13 protein-coding genes are annotated in these 13,709 nt (G+C 65.1%); 4 read left to right on the top strand and 9 right to left on the bottom strand.

Annotated elements, in window-relative coordinates; translation table 11 throughout:
• Positions 1–12: 12 nt before the first annotated feature.
• From AB4Z37_RS12860 to AB4Z37_RS12850, 3 genes are all read right to left on the bottom strand, one after another.
• Entirely contained in the window at positions 13–573 is a 561-nt protein-coding gene (locus tag AB4Z37_RS12860; protein WP_441517128.1) for an LPS assembly lipoprotein LptE, read from the bottom strand.
• Positions 560–3,193, bottom strand: coding sequence for a leucine--tRNA ligase (leuS, locus tag AB4Z37_RS12855; protein ID WP_441517127.1), 2,634 nt, complete (start codon positions 3,191–3,193; stop codon positions 560–562). The genes AB4Z37_RS12860 and leuS overlap by 14 nt, the downstream gene beginning before the upstream one ends.
• Before the next feature lie 266 nt (positions 3,194–3,459).
• Entirely contained in the window at positions 3,460–5,127 is a 1,668-nt protein-coding gene (locus tag AB4Z37_RS12850; protein ID WP_441517126.1) for a diguanylate cyclase domain-containing protein, read from the bottom strand.
• 114 nt (positions 5,128–5,241) lie between these two features.
• Between AB4Z37_RS12850 and AB4Z37_RS12845 the strand changes: the two genes are divergently transcribed.
• On the top strand, positions 5,242–5,949 hold the full coding sequence (locus AB4Z37_RS12845) for a YggS family pyridoxal phosphate-dependent enzyme (RefSeq protein WP_441517125.1): 708 nt from the start codon (positions 5,242–5,244) through the stop codon (positions 5,947–5,949).
• Here AB4Z37_RS12845 and AB4Z37_RS12840 read toward each other — a convergent pair.
• Positions 5,936–6,508: a L,D-transpeptidase family protein gene (locus AB4Z37_RS12840; protein ID WP_441517124.1), complete on the bottom strand. Its 573-nt coding sequence runs from the start codon at positions 6,506–6,508 to the stop codon at positions 5,936–5,938. The genes AB4Z37_RS12845 and AB4Z37_RS12840 overlap by 14 nt on opposite strands.
• Positions 6,509–6,594: 86 nt before the next feature.
• On the opposite strand from AB4Z37_RS12840, the gene AB4Z37_RS12835 reads away from it, so the two are divergent.
• On the top strand, positions 6,595–7,281 hold the full coding sequence (locus AB4Z37_RS12835) for a response regulator transcription factor (RefSeq protein ID WP_441517123.1): 687 nt from the start codon (positions 6,595–6,597) through the stop codon (positions 7,279–7,281).
• A gap of 80 nt (positions 7,282–7,361) precedes the next feature.
• Positions 7,362–7,808, top strand: coding sequence for a cyclic nucleotide-binding domain-containing protein (locus AB4Z37_RS12830; RefSeq protein WP_441517122.1), 447 nt, complete (start codon positions 7,362–7,364; stop codon positions 7,806–7,808).
• A gap of 260 nt (positions 7,809–8,068) precedes the next feature.
• On the opposite strand, the gene AB4Z37_RS12825 is transcribed toward AB4Z37_RS12830, so the two are convergent.
• Genes AB4Z37_RS12825 through AB4Z37_RS12815 form a run of 3 tightly spaced genes read right to left on the bottom strand, consistent with a single transcriptional unit; the run spans position 8,069 to position 11,072 of the window.
• A complete protein-coding gene (locus AB4Z37_RS12825) occupies positions 8,069–9,193 on the bottom strand; it encodes an ABC transporter permease (RefSeq protein WP_441517121.1) in 1,125 nt (374 codons plus the stop codon).
• Positions 9,190–10,101, bottom strand: a complete 912-nt coding sequence (locus AB4Z37_RS12820; protein WP_441517120.1) for an ABC transporter ATP-binding protein — start codon at positions 10,099–10,101, stop codon at positions 9,190–9,192. The genes AB4Z37_RS12825 and AB4Z37_RS12820 overlap by 4 nt, the downstream gene beginning before the upstream one ends.
• Entirely contained in the window at positions 10,098–11,072 is a 975-nt protein-coding gene (locus tag AB4Z37_RS12815) for an HlyD family secretion protein (protein WP_441517119.1), read from the bottom strand. The genes AB4Z37_RS12820 and AB4Z37_RS12815 overlap by 4 nt, the downstream gene beginning before the upstream one ends.
• Before the next feature lie 197 nt (positions 11,073–11,269).
• Here AB4Z37_RS12815 and AB4Z37_RS12810 point away from each other — a divergent pair, with 197 nt between their 5' ends.
• Positions 11,270–11,842 (top strand): TetR/AcrR family transcriptional regulator, encoded by a 573-nt coding sequence (locus tag AB4Z37_RS12810; protein ID WP_441517118.1) that lies wholly within the window; start codon positions 11,270–11,272, stop codon positions 11,840–11,842.
• 173 nt (positions 11,843–12,015) lie between these two features.
• Here the strand turns inward: AB4Z37_RS12810 and AB4Z37_RS12805 are convergent, their stop codons facing one another.
• The gene (locus tag AB4Z37_RS12805; RefSeq protein WP_441517117.1) at positions 12,016–12,831 is read right to left on the bottom strand and encodes an exodeoxyribonuclease III; all 816 of its coding nucleotides are present in this window, start codon (positions 12,829–12,831) and stop codon (positions 12,016–12,018) included.
• Between the two features lie 30 nt (positions 12,832–12,861).
• Positions 12,862–13,590, bottom strand: coding sequence for an outer membrane lipoprotein carrier protein LolA (locus AB4Z37_RS12800; protein ID WP_441517328.1), 729 nt, complete (start codon positions 13,588–13,590; stop codon positions 12,862–12,864).
• Positions 13,591–13,709 lie beyond the last annotated feature (119 nt).

Below are 13,709 nucleotides of genomic sequence, written 5' to 3'. Positions count from 1 at the left end.
TGTCGTCCGCGGTCAGCTGCCGGCGTAGAAATACGCCGCGAGCCGGTTCGAGATGTTTTCGGCGATCGAGTTGGCGGCACGGTCCTCTGCGTCACGCAGGCCGCGCGTCTTGGCGAAGCGCTGCTCTTGGCCGGGGATGTCGTAGGACACCCTGGCGAAGGTATTGCCGGTCAGCACCGTCTTGTCGGTGGCGTTGTCCTTGAGCTCGTAAGTGACGTCGAGCGCGTAGTTCTCGACCGCCGGCAGCGAGGTGCCGGGGTCGAGGATGATCGAGGTGCGCGAGGTGCTGAGCCTCATCAACAGGCGATGGGTCGGCGGGCCGCCGGCCCCCTCGCCATAGAGGCTGAACATCAGGGCGTTGCGAATGTTGAGGCCGACCCGGGCTTCCCGCGAGGCGGTGGGATAGCTCAACGACGGCACCTCGACGCCCTGCAGCCGTGCGCGCAGGGCCGGCTTGCCGTCCGTGCGCTCGGCATACATCGGCTGGAAGCAGCCCGCCGTGAATGCGGCCAGCGCGGCCACGGTGAGCCACCGGCCGGCGTTCCGAACAAGGCGCGGATCAAGCCACGACATTCACAATCCTCTGAGGAACCACGATAATCTTGCGCGGGGCAGCCCCGTTCAGCGCCCGTTTTACCTCATCGAGGGCCAAAACGGCAGCTTCGATTTCGCCGCTGGCCGCATTTCGGGCGACTGTGACATCGGCGCGTTTGCGGCCATTGATCTGGACCGGGAGAGTCATCGTGTCCTCGACCAGCAGGTCTCGCTCGATCTGGGGCCAGGCGGCCTCGGATACCAGCCCGGACTGGCCAAGCGCCACCCAGCACTCCTCGGCAAGATGCGGCATCATCGGGCTGAACAGCTGCACGAGGATGTTCGCCGCCTCGCGGATCGCCCAGGCCAGGTCGGGTGTGACATCAGCCGAGGACGGGCCCGAGCGCGCCAGGGCGTCCGCCAGCGTATTGGCGAATTCCCGGATATGCGCCAGACAGACATTGAAGTGCATCTTCTCGATGCCGGCCGAAACCCTGTCGAGGGCGCCATGGGCGGCCTTGCGCAGTGCCAGGGCTTCCGCGCCAAAGGCGGCCGGCCGTGCTGGCGGCGCCGATTTGGCGATCTCGGCGGATTCGTTGGCCATGCGCCACAGCCGCTGCACGAACCGGCTGGCGCCCTTGACGCCTTCCTCGCTCCAGATCACGTCGCGATCGGGCGGCGAGTCCGACAGCATGAACCAGCGTGCGGTGTCGGCGCCGTAGGTCGCGATGATGTCGTCGGGGTCGACGGTGTTGCGCTTCGACTTCGACATCTTCTCGATCGAGCCGATGGTCACGGTCTCACCGGTCGAGAGCAGGGTGGCGTGGCGGTCGTTGCCGACGGTTTCGATCCTGATCTCGCCGGGCGAGGCCCAGGTTCCGTCGGGCTTGCGATAGGTCTCGTGGACCACCATGCCCTGGGTGTACTGGCCGGCAAACGGCTCGTCGAACGCGATATGGCCGGTGGCCTTCATGGCGCGGGTGAAAAAGCGGGCATACAGCAGATGCAGGATCGCATGCTCGACGCCGCCGATGTACTGGTCGACCGGCATCATTCGGTCCACCACGGTGCGGGTGGTCGGCGCCTGCTCGTTCCAGGGATCGGTGAAGCGCGCGAAGTACCACGACGAGTCGACGAAGGTGTCCATCGTGTCGGTTTCGCGCTGGGCTTTGCCGCCGCATTGCGGGCAGGTGACGTGCTTCCAGGTTGGATGATGATCGAGCGCGTTGCCGGGCTTGTCGAAAGTGACGTCGTCAGGCAGCACCACCGGCAGATCCTGTTCCGGCACCGGCACCACGTCGCAGGCCGGGCAGTGGATCACCGGGATCGGGCAGCCCCAGTAGCGCTGGCGTGAAATGCCCCAGTCGCGCAGCCGGAAATTGACCTGGCGCTTGGCGACCGGCTTGCCGTCGAGCTGCGCGGTCTCCAGCCGCTTGGCGACCTCTTCCTTCGCTTCCGCGATGGTCAGGCCATCGAGGAAACGCGAATGGATCATGCGACCATCGCCGTCATAGGCAGTGTCGGTGATCACGAATGTCGCCGGGTCCTGGCCCTCGGGGCACACCACCGGGGTATTGCCGAGGCCGTATTTGTTGACGAAGTCGAGGTCGCGCTGGTCGTGGGCCGGACAGCCGAAAATGGCGCCGGTGCCGTAGTCCATCAGCACGAAGTTCGCGACATAGACCGGCAGCGTCCAGTTCGGGTCGAACGGATGGCTGGCCTTGATGCCGGTGTCGAAGCCCCTCTTCTCGGCGGTGTCGATCGCCTCCTGCGCGGTGCCGATGCGCCGGCAGTCTTCGATGAAGGCGGCGAGATTCGGATTGCTCTTGGCCGCTTCGGTGGCGAGCGGATGATCCGGCGACACAGCGACGAACTTGGCACCGAACAGGGTGTCGGGACGCGTGGTGAAGACCTCGATTTCGCTCGCGCCGCCGGGCGTCCCCGCGGCGAGCGCGAAGCGGACCAGCAGGCCTTCGGAACGGCCGATCCAGTTGCGCTGCATGGTGCGGACCTTGTCGGGCCAGCGATCCAGCGTATCCAGTGCGTCGAGCAACTCCTGCGCATACGTGGTGATCTTGAACACCCACTGGGTCAGCTCGCGCAATTCGACCGGCGCGCCGGAGCGCCAGCCGCGGCCGTCGATCACCTGCTCGTTGGCGAGCACGGTCATGTCGACCGGATCCCAGTTCACCTTGCGCTTCTCGCGCTCGGCCAGTCCAGCCTTGAGGAAATCCAGGAACAGCTTCTGCTGATGCTTGTAGTAGGTGGGATCGCAGGTTGCGAACTCGCGCGACCAGTCGAGCGACAGCCCCATGGTCCGCAGTTGCTTCCGCATCGCCGCGATGTTGTCGTAGGTCCAGGCCTTCGGCGCGATCTTGCGCTCGATCGCGGCGTTCTCGGCAGGCAGGCCGAAGGCGTCCCAGCCCATCGGATGCAGCACGTTGTAGCCTTGGGCGCGCCGGTAGCGCGCGATCACGTCGCCGAGCGTGTAGTTGCGGACATGGCCGATATGGATGCGTCCCGACGGATAGGGAAACATCTCCAGCACGTAGTACTTCGGCCGGGGGTCGTCGTTGGCCGTGGTGAAGATGGCGCGGTCGTCCCAGATGCGCTGCCAGCGCTGTTCGGCGTCACGGGCGTTGTAGCGTTCGTTGGTCATCTGCAGTCTTTATGCGTCCGTCGGCGGGTCCGGCATTGCTCCCGGCGTCTCCGCCGGTCCGTCGTTGCCACGACAAATCCAAAACCGCACTTAAATCATCATGATGCCGGTGTCTTATCGGATCTGGCGGTGGTATCGGCGTTCATGGCGAACGGATGCAAACGCCAGAACCGGGACGGCCGGGGCGGCCGACTAGGACATGAAAGAGTGCGGCGGGTCAATGTTTTAGGGGGCGGAATCGCCGCCAGGCGGCGATTTCGCAGTCCTCACCCGGCCATCGAGATGACGGGGACGACCGGCGCGGCAAGGCCATGCGCGACGACCCGGTTCCGGCCCTGGTGCTTGGCGGCGTAGAGGGCGGCATCGGCGGCCTCGATCAGCTCGGAAGGGCACTGTTCGAGGTTCGGGAACACCGCGCTGACGCCCACACTGACGGTCACATGGCCATGCTCGCTCATGATGTGCGGGATGGACAGCCTGGCGACCGCCTCGCGGACGGCCTCGCCGATCGCGATGGCGCGGGAAGCGTCGACGCCCGGCAGCAGCAGACAGAACTCCTCGCCGCCATAGCGGGCGGCAAACCCCTCGGTGTCGTTGGCGATGCGCGCCAGCGTCTCGCCGATCCGGCCGAGGCAGGCGTCGCCTTCAGGGTGGCCGTAGCTGTCGTTGAACAGCTTGAAATGGTCGACGTCGATCATCATCAGCGCCAGCTTGCCCTCGGTCTGCTGCGTCTTCAGCCACTCGAACTCGAGCCGGCTCTGGAAACCGCGGCGGTTGGCGAGGCCCGACACCATGTCGACGGACGCGATCACCGTGAGACGGTCGTTGCTGGCGATCAGGTCGCGCTCACGCTCGGCGAGCTGGGCGGCCATGCCGTTGAACGCGGTGGCGAGCGGCTTGAACTCAGCCGGCAGGCTGTCGGCGGTGGCGCGTGCCGTCAGGTCGCCCTGGCCGAAGCGGTTGGCCATGCTTGTCATCGTGCGGATCGGGCGCATGATGAACTGCTCACCCACCAGCCAGGCGCCGAGCAGCGCAAGCAGGCTGACAAAGGCAAGCTGGACATAGGCCTTCTGAATGTCGCGGTTGATCGGCGCCAGCATGGCGTCATGGTCGATGCTGACCACGAGGCGTGCATCGGTACCCGACAGCCGCACGAACGAGATGAACTTCTTGACGCCGTTGATCGTCACCGATGTCGATCCGGTGTCCGCATTCGGATTGACCTGCGGATCGACGCCCGCATAGGGCCGGCCGGTGATGTCCTGGCCGTTCGGCTGGGCGGCCAGCACGGTACCCTTGCCATCGATCAGCAGGGCCTCGACGCCGGGGCGCTCGCCGAGATTGGACATCAGCTTGGCCATCCAGTCGACATTGAGGCCGGCGATGATCACCGATGGCTCGCCGCCTTCGACCGCCGAGGTCGGATAGTTGGCGAGCAGCAGCGGCTTGCCGGTCAGCCGGCTCGGGATCAGGTCGCTGAGCACGAAGCCGTGGGTTTCCAGCGTCTTGTGATAATAGGGCCGGTCGCTGATATCGAGGCCGACATAGGTCGGCGCGGTCGAGCAGGTGATGCGTCCATTGGGGCCGACCACCGACAGGCTGGTGATCCACGGCATCTCGACACGCAGGCTGGCGCGCAGGATCGCGCAGCTCCGGCCGGTCTGTTCGGAGGCGACATGGATGTAGGCGGTCGAGCGCAGCATGGCCTCGACCGAGGAAATCACTTCGCGCTGGGCGGCGGCGCTGTGCTTGGCGAGCTTCATCAGCTCGTCGGTCGCTGCCTTGAATTGATTGCTGCGCGCGTTCTCCAGCACCAGCACGCGGTCGAGCATCAGCGGGACCACCAGGATCAGGGCCAGGATCACGAGGCGCGTGCGAATGCCGAACAGCGCCTTCAGTCTTGACGTTCTGTTGCCGAGATGACTACCAGACACCGACATGCTCCCCCTTGCCCCGTCGCGAACCTATACGGTGGGGGAACTCAAAATCGCTTTCCAACTTTCGCTAAAATTTGAGCTACCTTCAAAATTCAAGATTCGATTGACGCCATGGCAGCCACGGACCCGCAGATCGTAACCACTTCTTTACCAACAGGGCTCGCGCTCGTGGAGCGCGAGATCGCGGCCGCGTGCCGCGACGCCAGGCGTGATCGCGCGTCGGTGACGCTGGTGGCCGTGTCGAAAACGTTCGCGGCCGATGACATCGTGCCGGTGATCGCTGCGGGCCAGACGGTCTTCGGCGAGAACCGCGTGCAGGAGGCCAAGGCGAAATGGCCGGCGCTGACCGCCGCCCATCCGGGCCTTGAACTGCATCTGATCGGTCCGCTGCAGTCGAACAAGGCGAAGGAAGCGGTTGCGCTGTTCGACGCCATCCATTCGGTGGACCGGCCGAGCCTGTGCGAGGCGCTTGCCAGGGAAATCGAGAAGCAGGCGCGCAAGCCGCAACTGTTCGTGCAGCTCAACACCGGCGAGGAGCCGCAGAAGGCCGGCATCGCGCCGCAGGATGCCGATGATTTCATCGCGCGCTGCCGCTCGGCCTATGGGCTCGAGATTGCCGGCCTGATGTGCATTCCTCCGGTCGAGGACGCGCCGGGACCGCACTTCGCGCTGACGGCGAAGATCGCCGCGCGCAACGGTCTCAAGCTGCTGTCGATGGGCATGAGCGCCGATTTTGCGATCGCCATCCAGTTCGGCGCCACCCATGTGCGGGTCGGCTCGGCGATCTTCGGCCACCGGCCGCCGCTTACCGCCCGATAACGATCCGCGTCCGCGGGCCGAGGCGCCGCAGCAGCCGCAGCATGGCGCCTTGGGTCATCGCCACGCATCCGGCGGTTGGACCGAATTGCGGCCGTGCCAGATGCAGGAACACGGCGCTGCCGCGGCCCGCCACCCGGGGACGGGTGTTGTGGTCGATCTCGATGATGAAATCATAGAGGTGGTCGGCCCGCCGCAGGTGGTCGCCCGGGGCCTCCACCGCACGACGGACCGCCTGGTTGTAGTGGCGGCTGCGGGGGTCTTCGTCCCAGGCGTCGGTCGGGGTGATGGCGCGGACCGGCAGCAAGGTCCCGGGGCGCGGATGCCGGTCGGCCCGATACCACAGCCGCAGGGGCCGGAAGACGCCGCGCGGGGTGCCGCCGTCGCCCTCGCGCTTGTCGGCCCTGATTCCGCCACGGCCGAGCGCCACAGGAATGGTCTGCCCGTCGACCATCAGCCAGCCCCGGCTGGGATGGCCGGCGGCGGCGCGCACGGCGATCACGGCAGCTGCCCGATCACGCTTCGGTGTTCGATAAGTGATTGGAAAATCGCGTGTTCCCATGCGAGCCGATAACTCTACCTTGCACTTTTGGCGGCACGTGCTCTATTCCGGCACCGAAAACCCGCCAACTTTAAGGATTGGACGCAATGGCGAATGCCCGCAAGATCCTGATCGTTGATGACGACACCGATCTCCGCGAGGCGTTGGTGGAGCAGCTGTCGCTGCACGAGGAGTTCGAAGCCTCTGCGGTCGATACCGGCGCCAAGGGCGCCCAGGCGGCCAAGGCCAACACCCCGGATCTCGTGCTGATGGATGTCGGCCTGCCCGACACCGATGGCCGCGAGGTGGTGCGCAGCCTGCGCAAGGGCGGCTTCAAGTCGCCGATCATCATGCTCACCGGCCACGACACCGATTCGGACACCATCCTTGGCCTGGAATCCGGCGCCAATGATTATGTCGTCAAGCCGTTCCGCTTCGCGGTGCTGCTGGCGCGGATTCGCGCCCAGCTGCGCCAGCACGAAGCCAGCGAGGACGCGGTGTTCTCGGTCGGCCCCTACAGCTTCCGGCCAGGCTCCAAGATGCTGACCGCGACCAGCGGCAAGAAGGTGCGCCTGACCGAGAAGGAAACCGCGATCCTGCGCTTCCTCTACCGCGCCGGCCAGCAACCGGTGTCGCGCGAAACGCTGCTGCAGGAAGTGTGGGGCTACAACTCGGGCGTCACCACGCACACCCTGGAAACCCATATCTACCGCCTGCGCCAGAAGATCGAACGCGACGCCGCCACCCCGGAGATCCTTGTGACGGAATCCGGCGGCTACAAGCTGGTACCGTGATACGATTCGGAGCATGATTCGCCTTGTTGGTCCGCGGCTTCATGCCGCGGACGGCGAGCGCTCCGATTGCACGGTCTTGGATGTCGATTGACGACGATGTTGCCTTGTTCGAACGCGTCCCCACGCTGCGGCTGCTGGGACGTGAGGCCTTGCGCAATCTCGCCTTTGGCTCCGAGCAGCGCGATGTCGCGCGCAACGAGATCCTGTTTCGCAGCGGCGACACCGCCGACGCGGGCTTCGTGGTGCAGAGCGGGACGTTTCGCGTCAGCGCCGACGATGGCAGCCAGCATGAGGTGATCGCCGGGCCGGGCGCGCTGATCGGCGAGCTGGCGCTGATCGTGCCGATGCAGCGGCCCTCGACGGTTACCGCGATCGAAGCATCGTCGACCATTCGCATCTCACGCAGCTTGTTTCAGCGCGTGCTCGAAGCCCATCCCGACGCGGCGCAGCGGCTGCGCGACGATCTCGCCGGCCGCACCAGCCAGATCGCCAGTGACATCCTGCTGGTCAGCGGCAAGCTGAGCTGACGCGGTCGGCGTCTGCCGGAGGATGATGATCTGAGGTTTGCTCGAGGTCATCCGTCACCCTGAGGTGGTCACGCGAAGCGGGACCCTCGAAGGGCGACGGCCCGAGTGTCCAAGACTCCGGCCGTACATCCTTCGAGGCTCGCTCCGCTCGCACGTCAGGATGACGGAATAGAGCTCAACCCAAACGGACTGTGCGCTAAACCTCGAGCATCGCGCTCACCGGCACATGATCGGATGGGCGCTCCCAGCGACGACGCAGATCAGTCCAGCGTTTCCCGATAGGACCAGACCGCGGCGGCGAGGACGGCGAGCGTGAACAGTGCGATTGGCCAGAGCTCCGGTGCGATTGTAGCGAAGCCATTGCCCTTGAGCAGCACGCCGCGCACGATGCGAATAGCGTGCGTGGTCGGAAACACTTCGCCGAGCCACTGCGCCCAGATCGGCATGCCGGCAAATGGGAACATGAAACCCGACAACATGACGGACGGCAGCAACGTGAACTGTGCGAGCTGCTGCGCCTGCATCTGGCTCGTCGCAACCGTGGAGAAGGCAAGGCCGAGCGCGAGGTTGCTTGCGATGTACGATCCAAGCGCAAGCAAAAGCAGCGGGATCGATCCGCGGATCGGAAGCTGGAACACGACCGACGAGATGACAAGGATGAGGATCACCTGGACGTATCCGATGATGACGTAGGGAACGATCTTGGCGAGCATGATCTCGATCGGGCGGACCGGCATTGCCATCAAGTTCTCCATCGTGCCGCGCTCGCGCTCGCGCGTAATGGAAAGCGTCGTGATCAGGAGCGTGGACATCAGCAGCACGATGCAGGTGAGGCCGGGCACGACGTTGAGGACTGTGAGCTGCTCGGGATTGTAGCGGGCGTGAAGCACGAACTGGAACGGTTGCGTGGTCGACTGACCCTGCCGGATCGGTGGCAGGTCGCGGTTGATTTCGCTGACGACGGCCGACAGCGCAGCAGTAGCATTGCCGATCGCCGTCGGATCCGTGGCGTCGGCATCGATCAGGATCTGCGGCTGCTCGCCACGATCGACCGACCGGTCGAAGTTGGCGGGCACGTTGACGACGAACAGCGCCTGGCCGGTTTCGATCGCGCGCTCGGCCTCGGCCTCAGACGAGAACAGCCGGACGTCATAGTAGCCGGTGTTCTGCAGGGCGGAGACGATGGTCCGCTCGTATTTCGACGGCTCGGCTAGCAGGAGCCCTGTGGGCAGATGTTTCGGATTAGAGTTGATCGCGTAGCCGAACAGAAAGAGCTGCATGATCGGCAGGGCAATGATCAGGCGGAGCGTCATGCGATCGCGCCGCACCTGGATCCATTCCTTGCGCAGCAGCGAATACAACCGCTTAAAGGAGAAGCCGGTCACTGCACCGCCTCCTTTGCGGCCAATTGATGAATGAATACGTCTTCGAGGCGCGGCTCGGCCTCATGCCAGTCGAGGCTTGGAAATGCGCGCGTAGCCTCTTCCAGGGCAGCGCGGTCATTGCCGGCGACGCGCAAGGCGTGTCCAAACACCGCCGCCGCCTCGACGCCCCGCATGCGACGGACACGGCGAGTGACCTCGTCGATGCCGTCGCCCGCAGCCTCGAAAATGATGAGGCCGGCGCCCCGGACGACTTCGTCGGCAGTGCCGCTAACGACAATACGGCCATCGGCGAGATAGACGATGCGATTGCAGCGCTCCGCCTCGTCCATGTAGTGGGTCGAGACGAGCACGGTCAGGCCTTCACCGGCCATGTCGTGAATGAGGTCCCAGAACTCGCGGCGCGCCTTGGCGTCGACGCCGGCGGTCGGCTCATCCAGCAGCAACAGTTTTGGCCGATGCAGCACGCAGGCCGCGAGCGCGAGCCGCTGCTTCCAGCCGCCGGACAGATGTCCCGCGAGCTGGGTCTCGTAAGCGCGGAGCCCCATCCGTGCGACGATGGCGCGGACCGCCTCGTTGCCATCGACCATTTCATAGACGCCGGCGACAAGCTCCAGATTCTCCCTGACCGTGAGGTCGTCGTAGTAGCTGAATCTTTGTGTCATGTAGCCGGTCTGGCGGCGGATCGCCGGTCCCGCCTTGCGGAGGTCGAGGCCGAGGCAAGTGCCCTCGCCGCTGTCAGGCGTGAGCAGGCCGCACAACATGCGGATGGTGGTGGTCTTGCCACTGCCATTGGCACCTAGAAACCCGCAGATCTCGCCTTGCGCGACTTTGAGCGTCAGTCCGTCGACCACGCTGCGCGCGCCAAAGCTCTTGTGGAGGTCGCGAACGTCGATGACGAATTCGCTCATGGCTGGCGCACCTCCGCGGCCGGCGCGACTGTCACGGGCTGACCGGGATTGAACAGCAGAGCGTCTTCGGGTTGCGGCCTTGCCTCAATCATGTAGACGAGCTTGGCGCGGCTTTCCTCGCTGTAGATGACGGGCGGGGTGTATTCGGCCTGTGGTGAGACAAACGAGACCCTCGCACTGATGCCGGCGCGGCAGCGGTCGCAATTGAGTCTTACGGCGTCGCCACGATGAATACGCGCCAGATACGCCTCAGGCACAAAGAAGCGCACGAAAATATTGCCGGGCGGCAGCAGCGACACGACCGGCGCGCCGGCCGCCATGGTTTCTCCGGGTCGGGCGAGCACATCGGCCACACGGCCTCTCACGGGTGAACACACCCGACGCTGCGATAGCCGCCACTCGGCCATCTCGAGCGCGGCTTGCGCCGCCTCGACGGCGGCGCGCTGCGCCTTGATTTCACCTTGACGTCCCATGGGCGCGCGGGCCTGCGCCAGTGCCGCTTCCATCGCAGCAACGCGCGCGGTGGCCGACCTGAAGTCCGCTCGCCGTTGATCCAGTGTCTGCACCGTGACGGCGCCATCCCTGATGAGCGACTGCGCACGATCGAGATCGACCTTGGTGCGTTCGACGGTGGCGCGGGCGTCGGCGAGATTGGCTTCCGCCTGGTCGATCTCGGTCGGCTTGCCGGCGGATTCGAGATTCGCAAGCTGATCCCTGGCTTGCTGAAGTTGGCGCGCGGCCTGATCGCGTGCTGCGCGGTCCGCCGTTTCATCCTGCACGAACAACGGCGCGCCGATCTCGACCTCGCTGCCGCGGACGACGTTCACCGCTGTCAGCAGGCCCTGCTGGGTCGGGCCGACTTTCACATAATCGGCCTCGGCATAGCCCTGCCAAACGATGCGAGCCGGCGCGCGCGGGTACCACCAGACGCCGAGCCCAACGGCGATCGCAATCAGGACGACACTAAACATGAACGCTCGGCCGCGCATCGAACCACCCGATAGTTTGCAACGAAACGGTATCGTTGCATTATAGCCCAAAACTGTGCTATGACAACACCGATGGACCGGCTGGGATGACAGAGCTTGCTGAATTCAAACGCGGCCCCGGAGGGCGTCCGACCCGCGCGGAGGCCGAGCGGCGCCTTGGCACGGTTCTGGAAGCCGCGATGCGGCTGTTCCTGGAGCGCGGCTTTGATGCGACTTCAGTCGAGGAGATCGCCAAGCAGGCCGGCGTTGCGAAACGATTCATCTATGCGCGCTATGGCGACAAGGCCGAGCTGTTCATCGCCGCTGCCGAGCATAGCTTCCTCGGCAGTCTGGAAGACACGCTGCATGCCATCAAGCCGTCGCACCGTGGCGTCGAACGCGACCTCTACGAATTCGGACAGAAATGGGTCACCATGGCGCTGCAGCCGGAGGCGATTGCGCTGCATCGACTATTCGTATCGTCCGCCCCGCAATTTCCCGACATCGCAAAGCGCTTCGTCGAGCGCAATCGCGAGCGCGCCCTCGGCCCCGTCGAACACATGTTCCGATTCTATGCCGATCGCGGCGAGATCGAGCTTCAGCATCCGCAGCTGATGATCGAGCAATTCTTTATTTCGGTGATCGGTATTCCGCAGCGTCTCGCACTGATGGGCATTCGCGAAAGCGCCGAAGACGAGGATCGGCGCCTCCGTATGGCCGTGCGCCTGTTTGTCAATGGCTGCCGACCATCGCGCAGAGACGATGCGGGGTGAGCCGCGGAAGCCCGGCGTGCGACGCGCACTGGTGACGACCTTCCCCGCGGCCTGGCGCAGGCGGCGAAGATAGCCGCTGGCTCGCCTGATCTTGCGATTGCTGATCCAACCGAGCCTCGCTTCGAACTATCGCCAGGTCGCTGACGCAATCGGAGAACAACAGCATTGCCCCGCTAAACCTCGAGCGTCGCGCTTACCGGCACATGATCGGATGGACGCTCCCAGCCACGCGCGGCGCTGGTGATGGCAAAATCGCCGACACGGTCGCCGAGCGCCTGGGACACCCAGATGTGATCGAGCCGGCGGCCGCGATTCGACGCCACCCAGTCGGCGGCGCGATAACTCCACCAAGTGTAGACCTTCTCCGTCATCGCAATGCGTTGCCGCGCGACGTCGATCCACTGGCCGCGCGCCTGCACGCCGAGCAGCTTCTCGCACTCGATCGGGGTGTGCGACACGACGTCGACCAACTGCTTGTGCGACCACACGTCATGCTCGTGCGGCGCGACGTTGAGATCGCCGACCAGGACGTGGCGATCAGTCGCCGAGGGATGCAGCGGATCGCAGGCCTGCATCTCGTCGAGAAACGACAGCTTGTGGGCGAACTTCGGATTTTGCGCCGGGTCGGGAATGTCGCCGCCGGACGGCACATAGAAGTTGTGCACCGTCAGCGGTGCGGCAAGGCCCGCGGCGGCGCCGAAGGTCGCAGAGACATGGCGGGCGTCGAGCTTGCCGCAGAAGCTGCGGGCGTCGCGCGAATCGAACGGCAGCTTTGAGACGATGGCGACACCGTGATAGCCCTTCTGCCCGTTCAGCGCGACATGCTCATAGCCGAGGCGCTTGAAGCGCTTCAGCGGAAAGGCGTCGTCGGGACACTTGGTTTCCTGCAGGCACAGCACGTCCGGCCGGACCGTCTTGATGAACCTCGCCACCAGCTCGATGCGCAGGCGCACCGAATTGATGTTCCAGGTGGTCAGCGTCAGGCGCATGAGCGGGATCGTGTGTGAAACGGCGCCGGACTATTGCGGATTGCGGTACTGATCGATCGCATAGTCGATCTTGAACAGGCCGGGATCGATCTTCCTGATGCTGTCGAGGTTGTAGATCGCGATCGTGGTGTCGTAGCCCTGCGGATCGGTGATCGTCCACTGCTTGAGCTGGTTGTCCTTGGCGCCGAGCATCAGCATCAGCCGGCTGGTGCCGACCAGCGGCTGCTTCTCCTCGATGGTGACGCTGACGAACATGTCGTCGGCGCTGACGCTGACCACATTGGTGTCCTTCATCAGGTCGATGCGGTCGGACAGCAGGAAGCGCAGCGGCGTCTGCGACAGCGGATAGAGGTCCTGCGTTGCGAGCTTGGTGTCGCGCACCACCACGGACGAGCCGTCGGCGATGATCGCGATCTTGCTCGGCGGATCATACTCGAAGCGCACCTTGCCGGGCTTCTGGATGTAGAAGTTGCCGGTCGATCGCGTGCCGTCGGGACCGACCTGTACGAAATTGCCGGACAGGTTCTGCAGCGACGACAGGTAGCTGCTGATCTTGGCGGCTTGCGCACGCTGGTTGGTGTCGAAGGTGGTGAAGATGCTGGTGACCGCGCGGTTGCGCGGATCGGGAATCACCGGGTCGGGTGGTGTCGCCGCAGCCGCCGCTGCGGGTGCTGCCGGCGTCACCGAGCGCACGGTCGACGCCGTGTTGCCGTCGCGCCCTTTCGGCGCGGGCTTCGGCAGCGGGATCGCCTGGGCCATGGCCGCCGGCACCAGCACGCCGGCGAGCAGCGCGATGGCAAGGCCGGTCGCAGCGCAGCGCAGATGCGCGGCGCGCGCCCTTGCCGAAGAGGCCGATGGTCGATCTGCAATCATGCTCA

Source organism: Bradyrhizobium sp. 2TAF24 (assembly GCF_052115025.1).
GTDB lineage: Bacteria > Pseudomonadota > Alphaproteobacteria > Rhizobiales > Xanthobacteraceae > Bradyrhizobium_A.
This window is presented reverse-complemented; position numbering and strand designations above follow the sequence as displayed.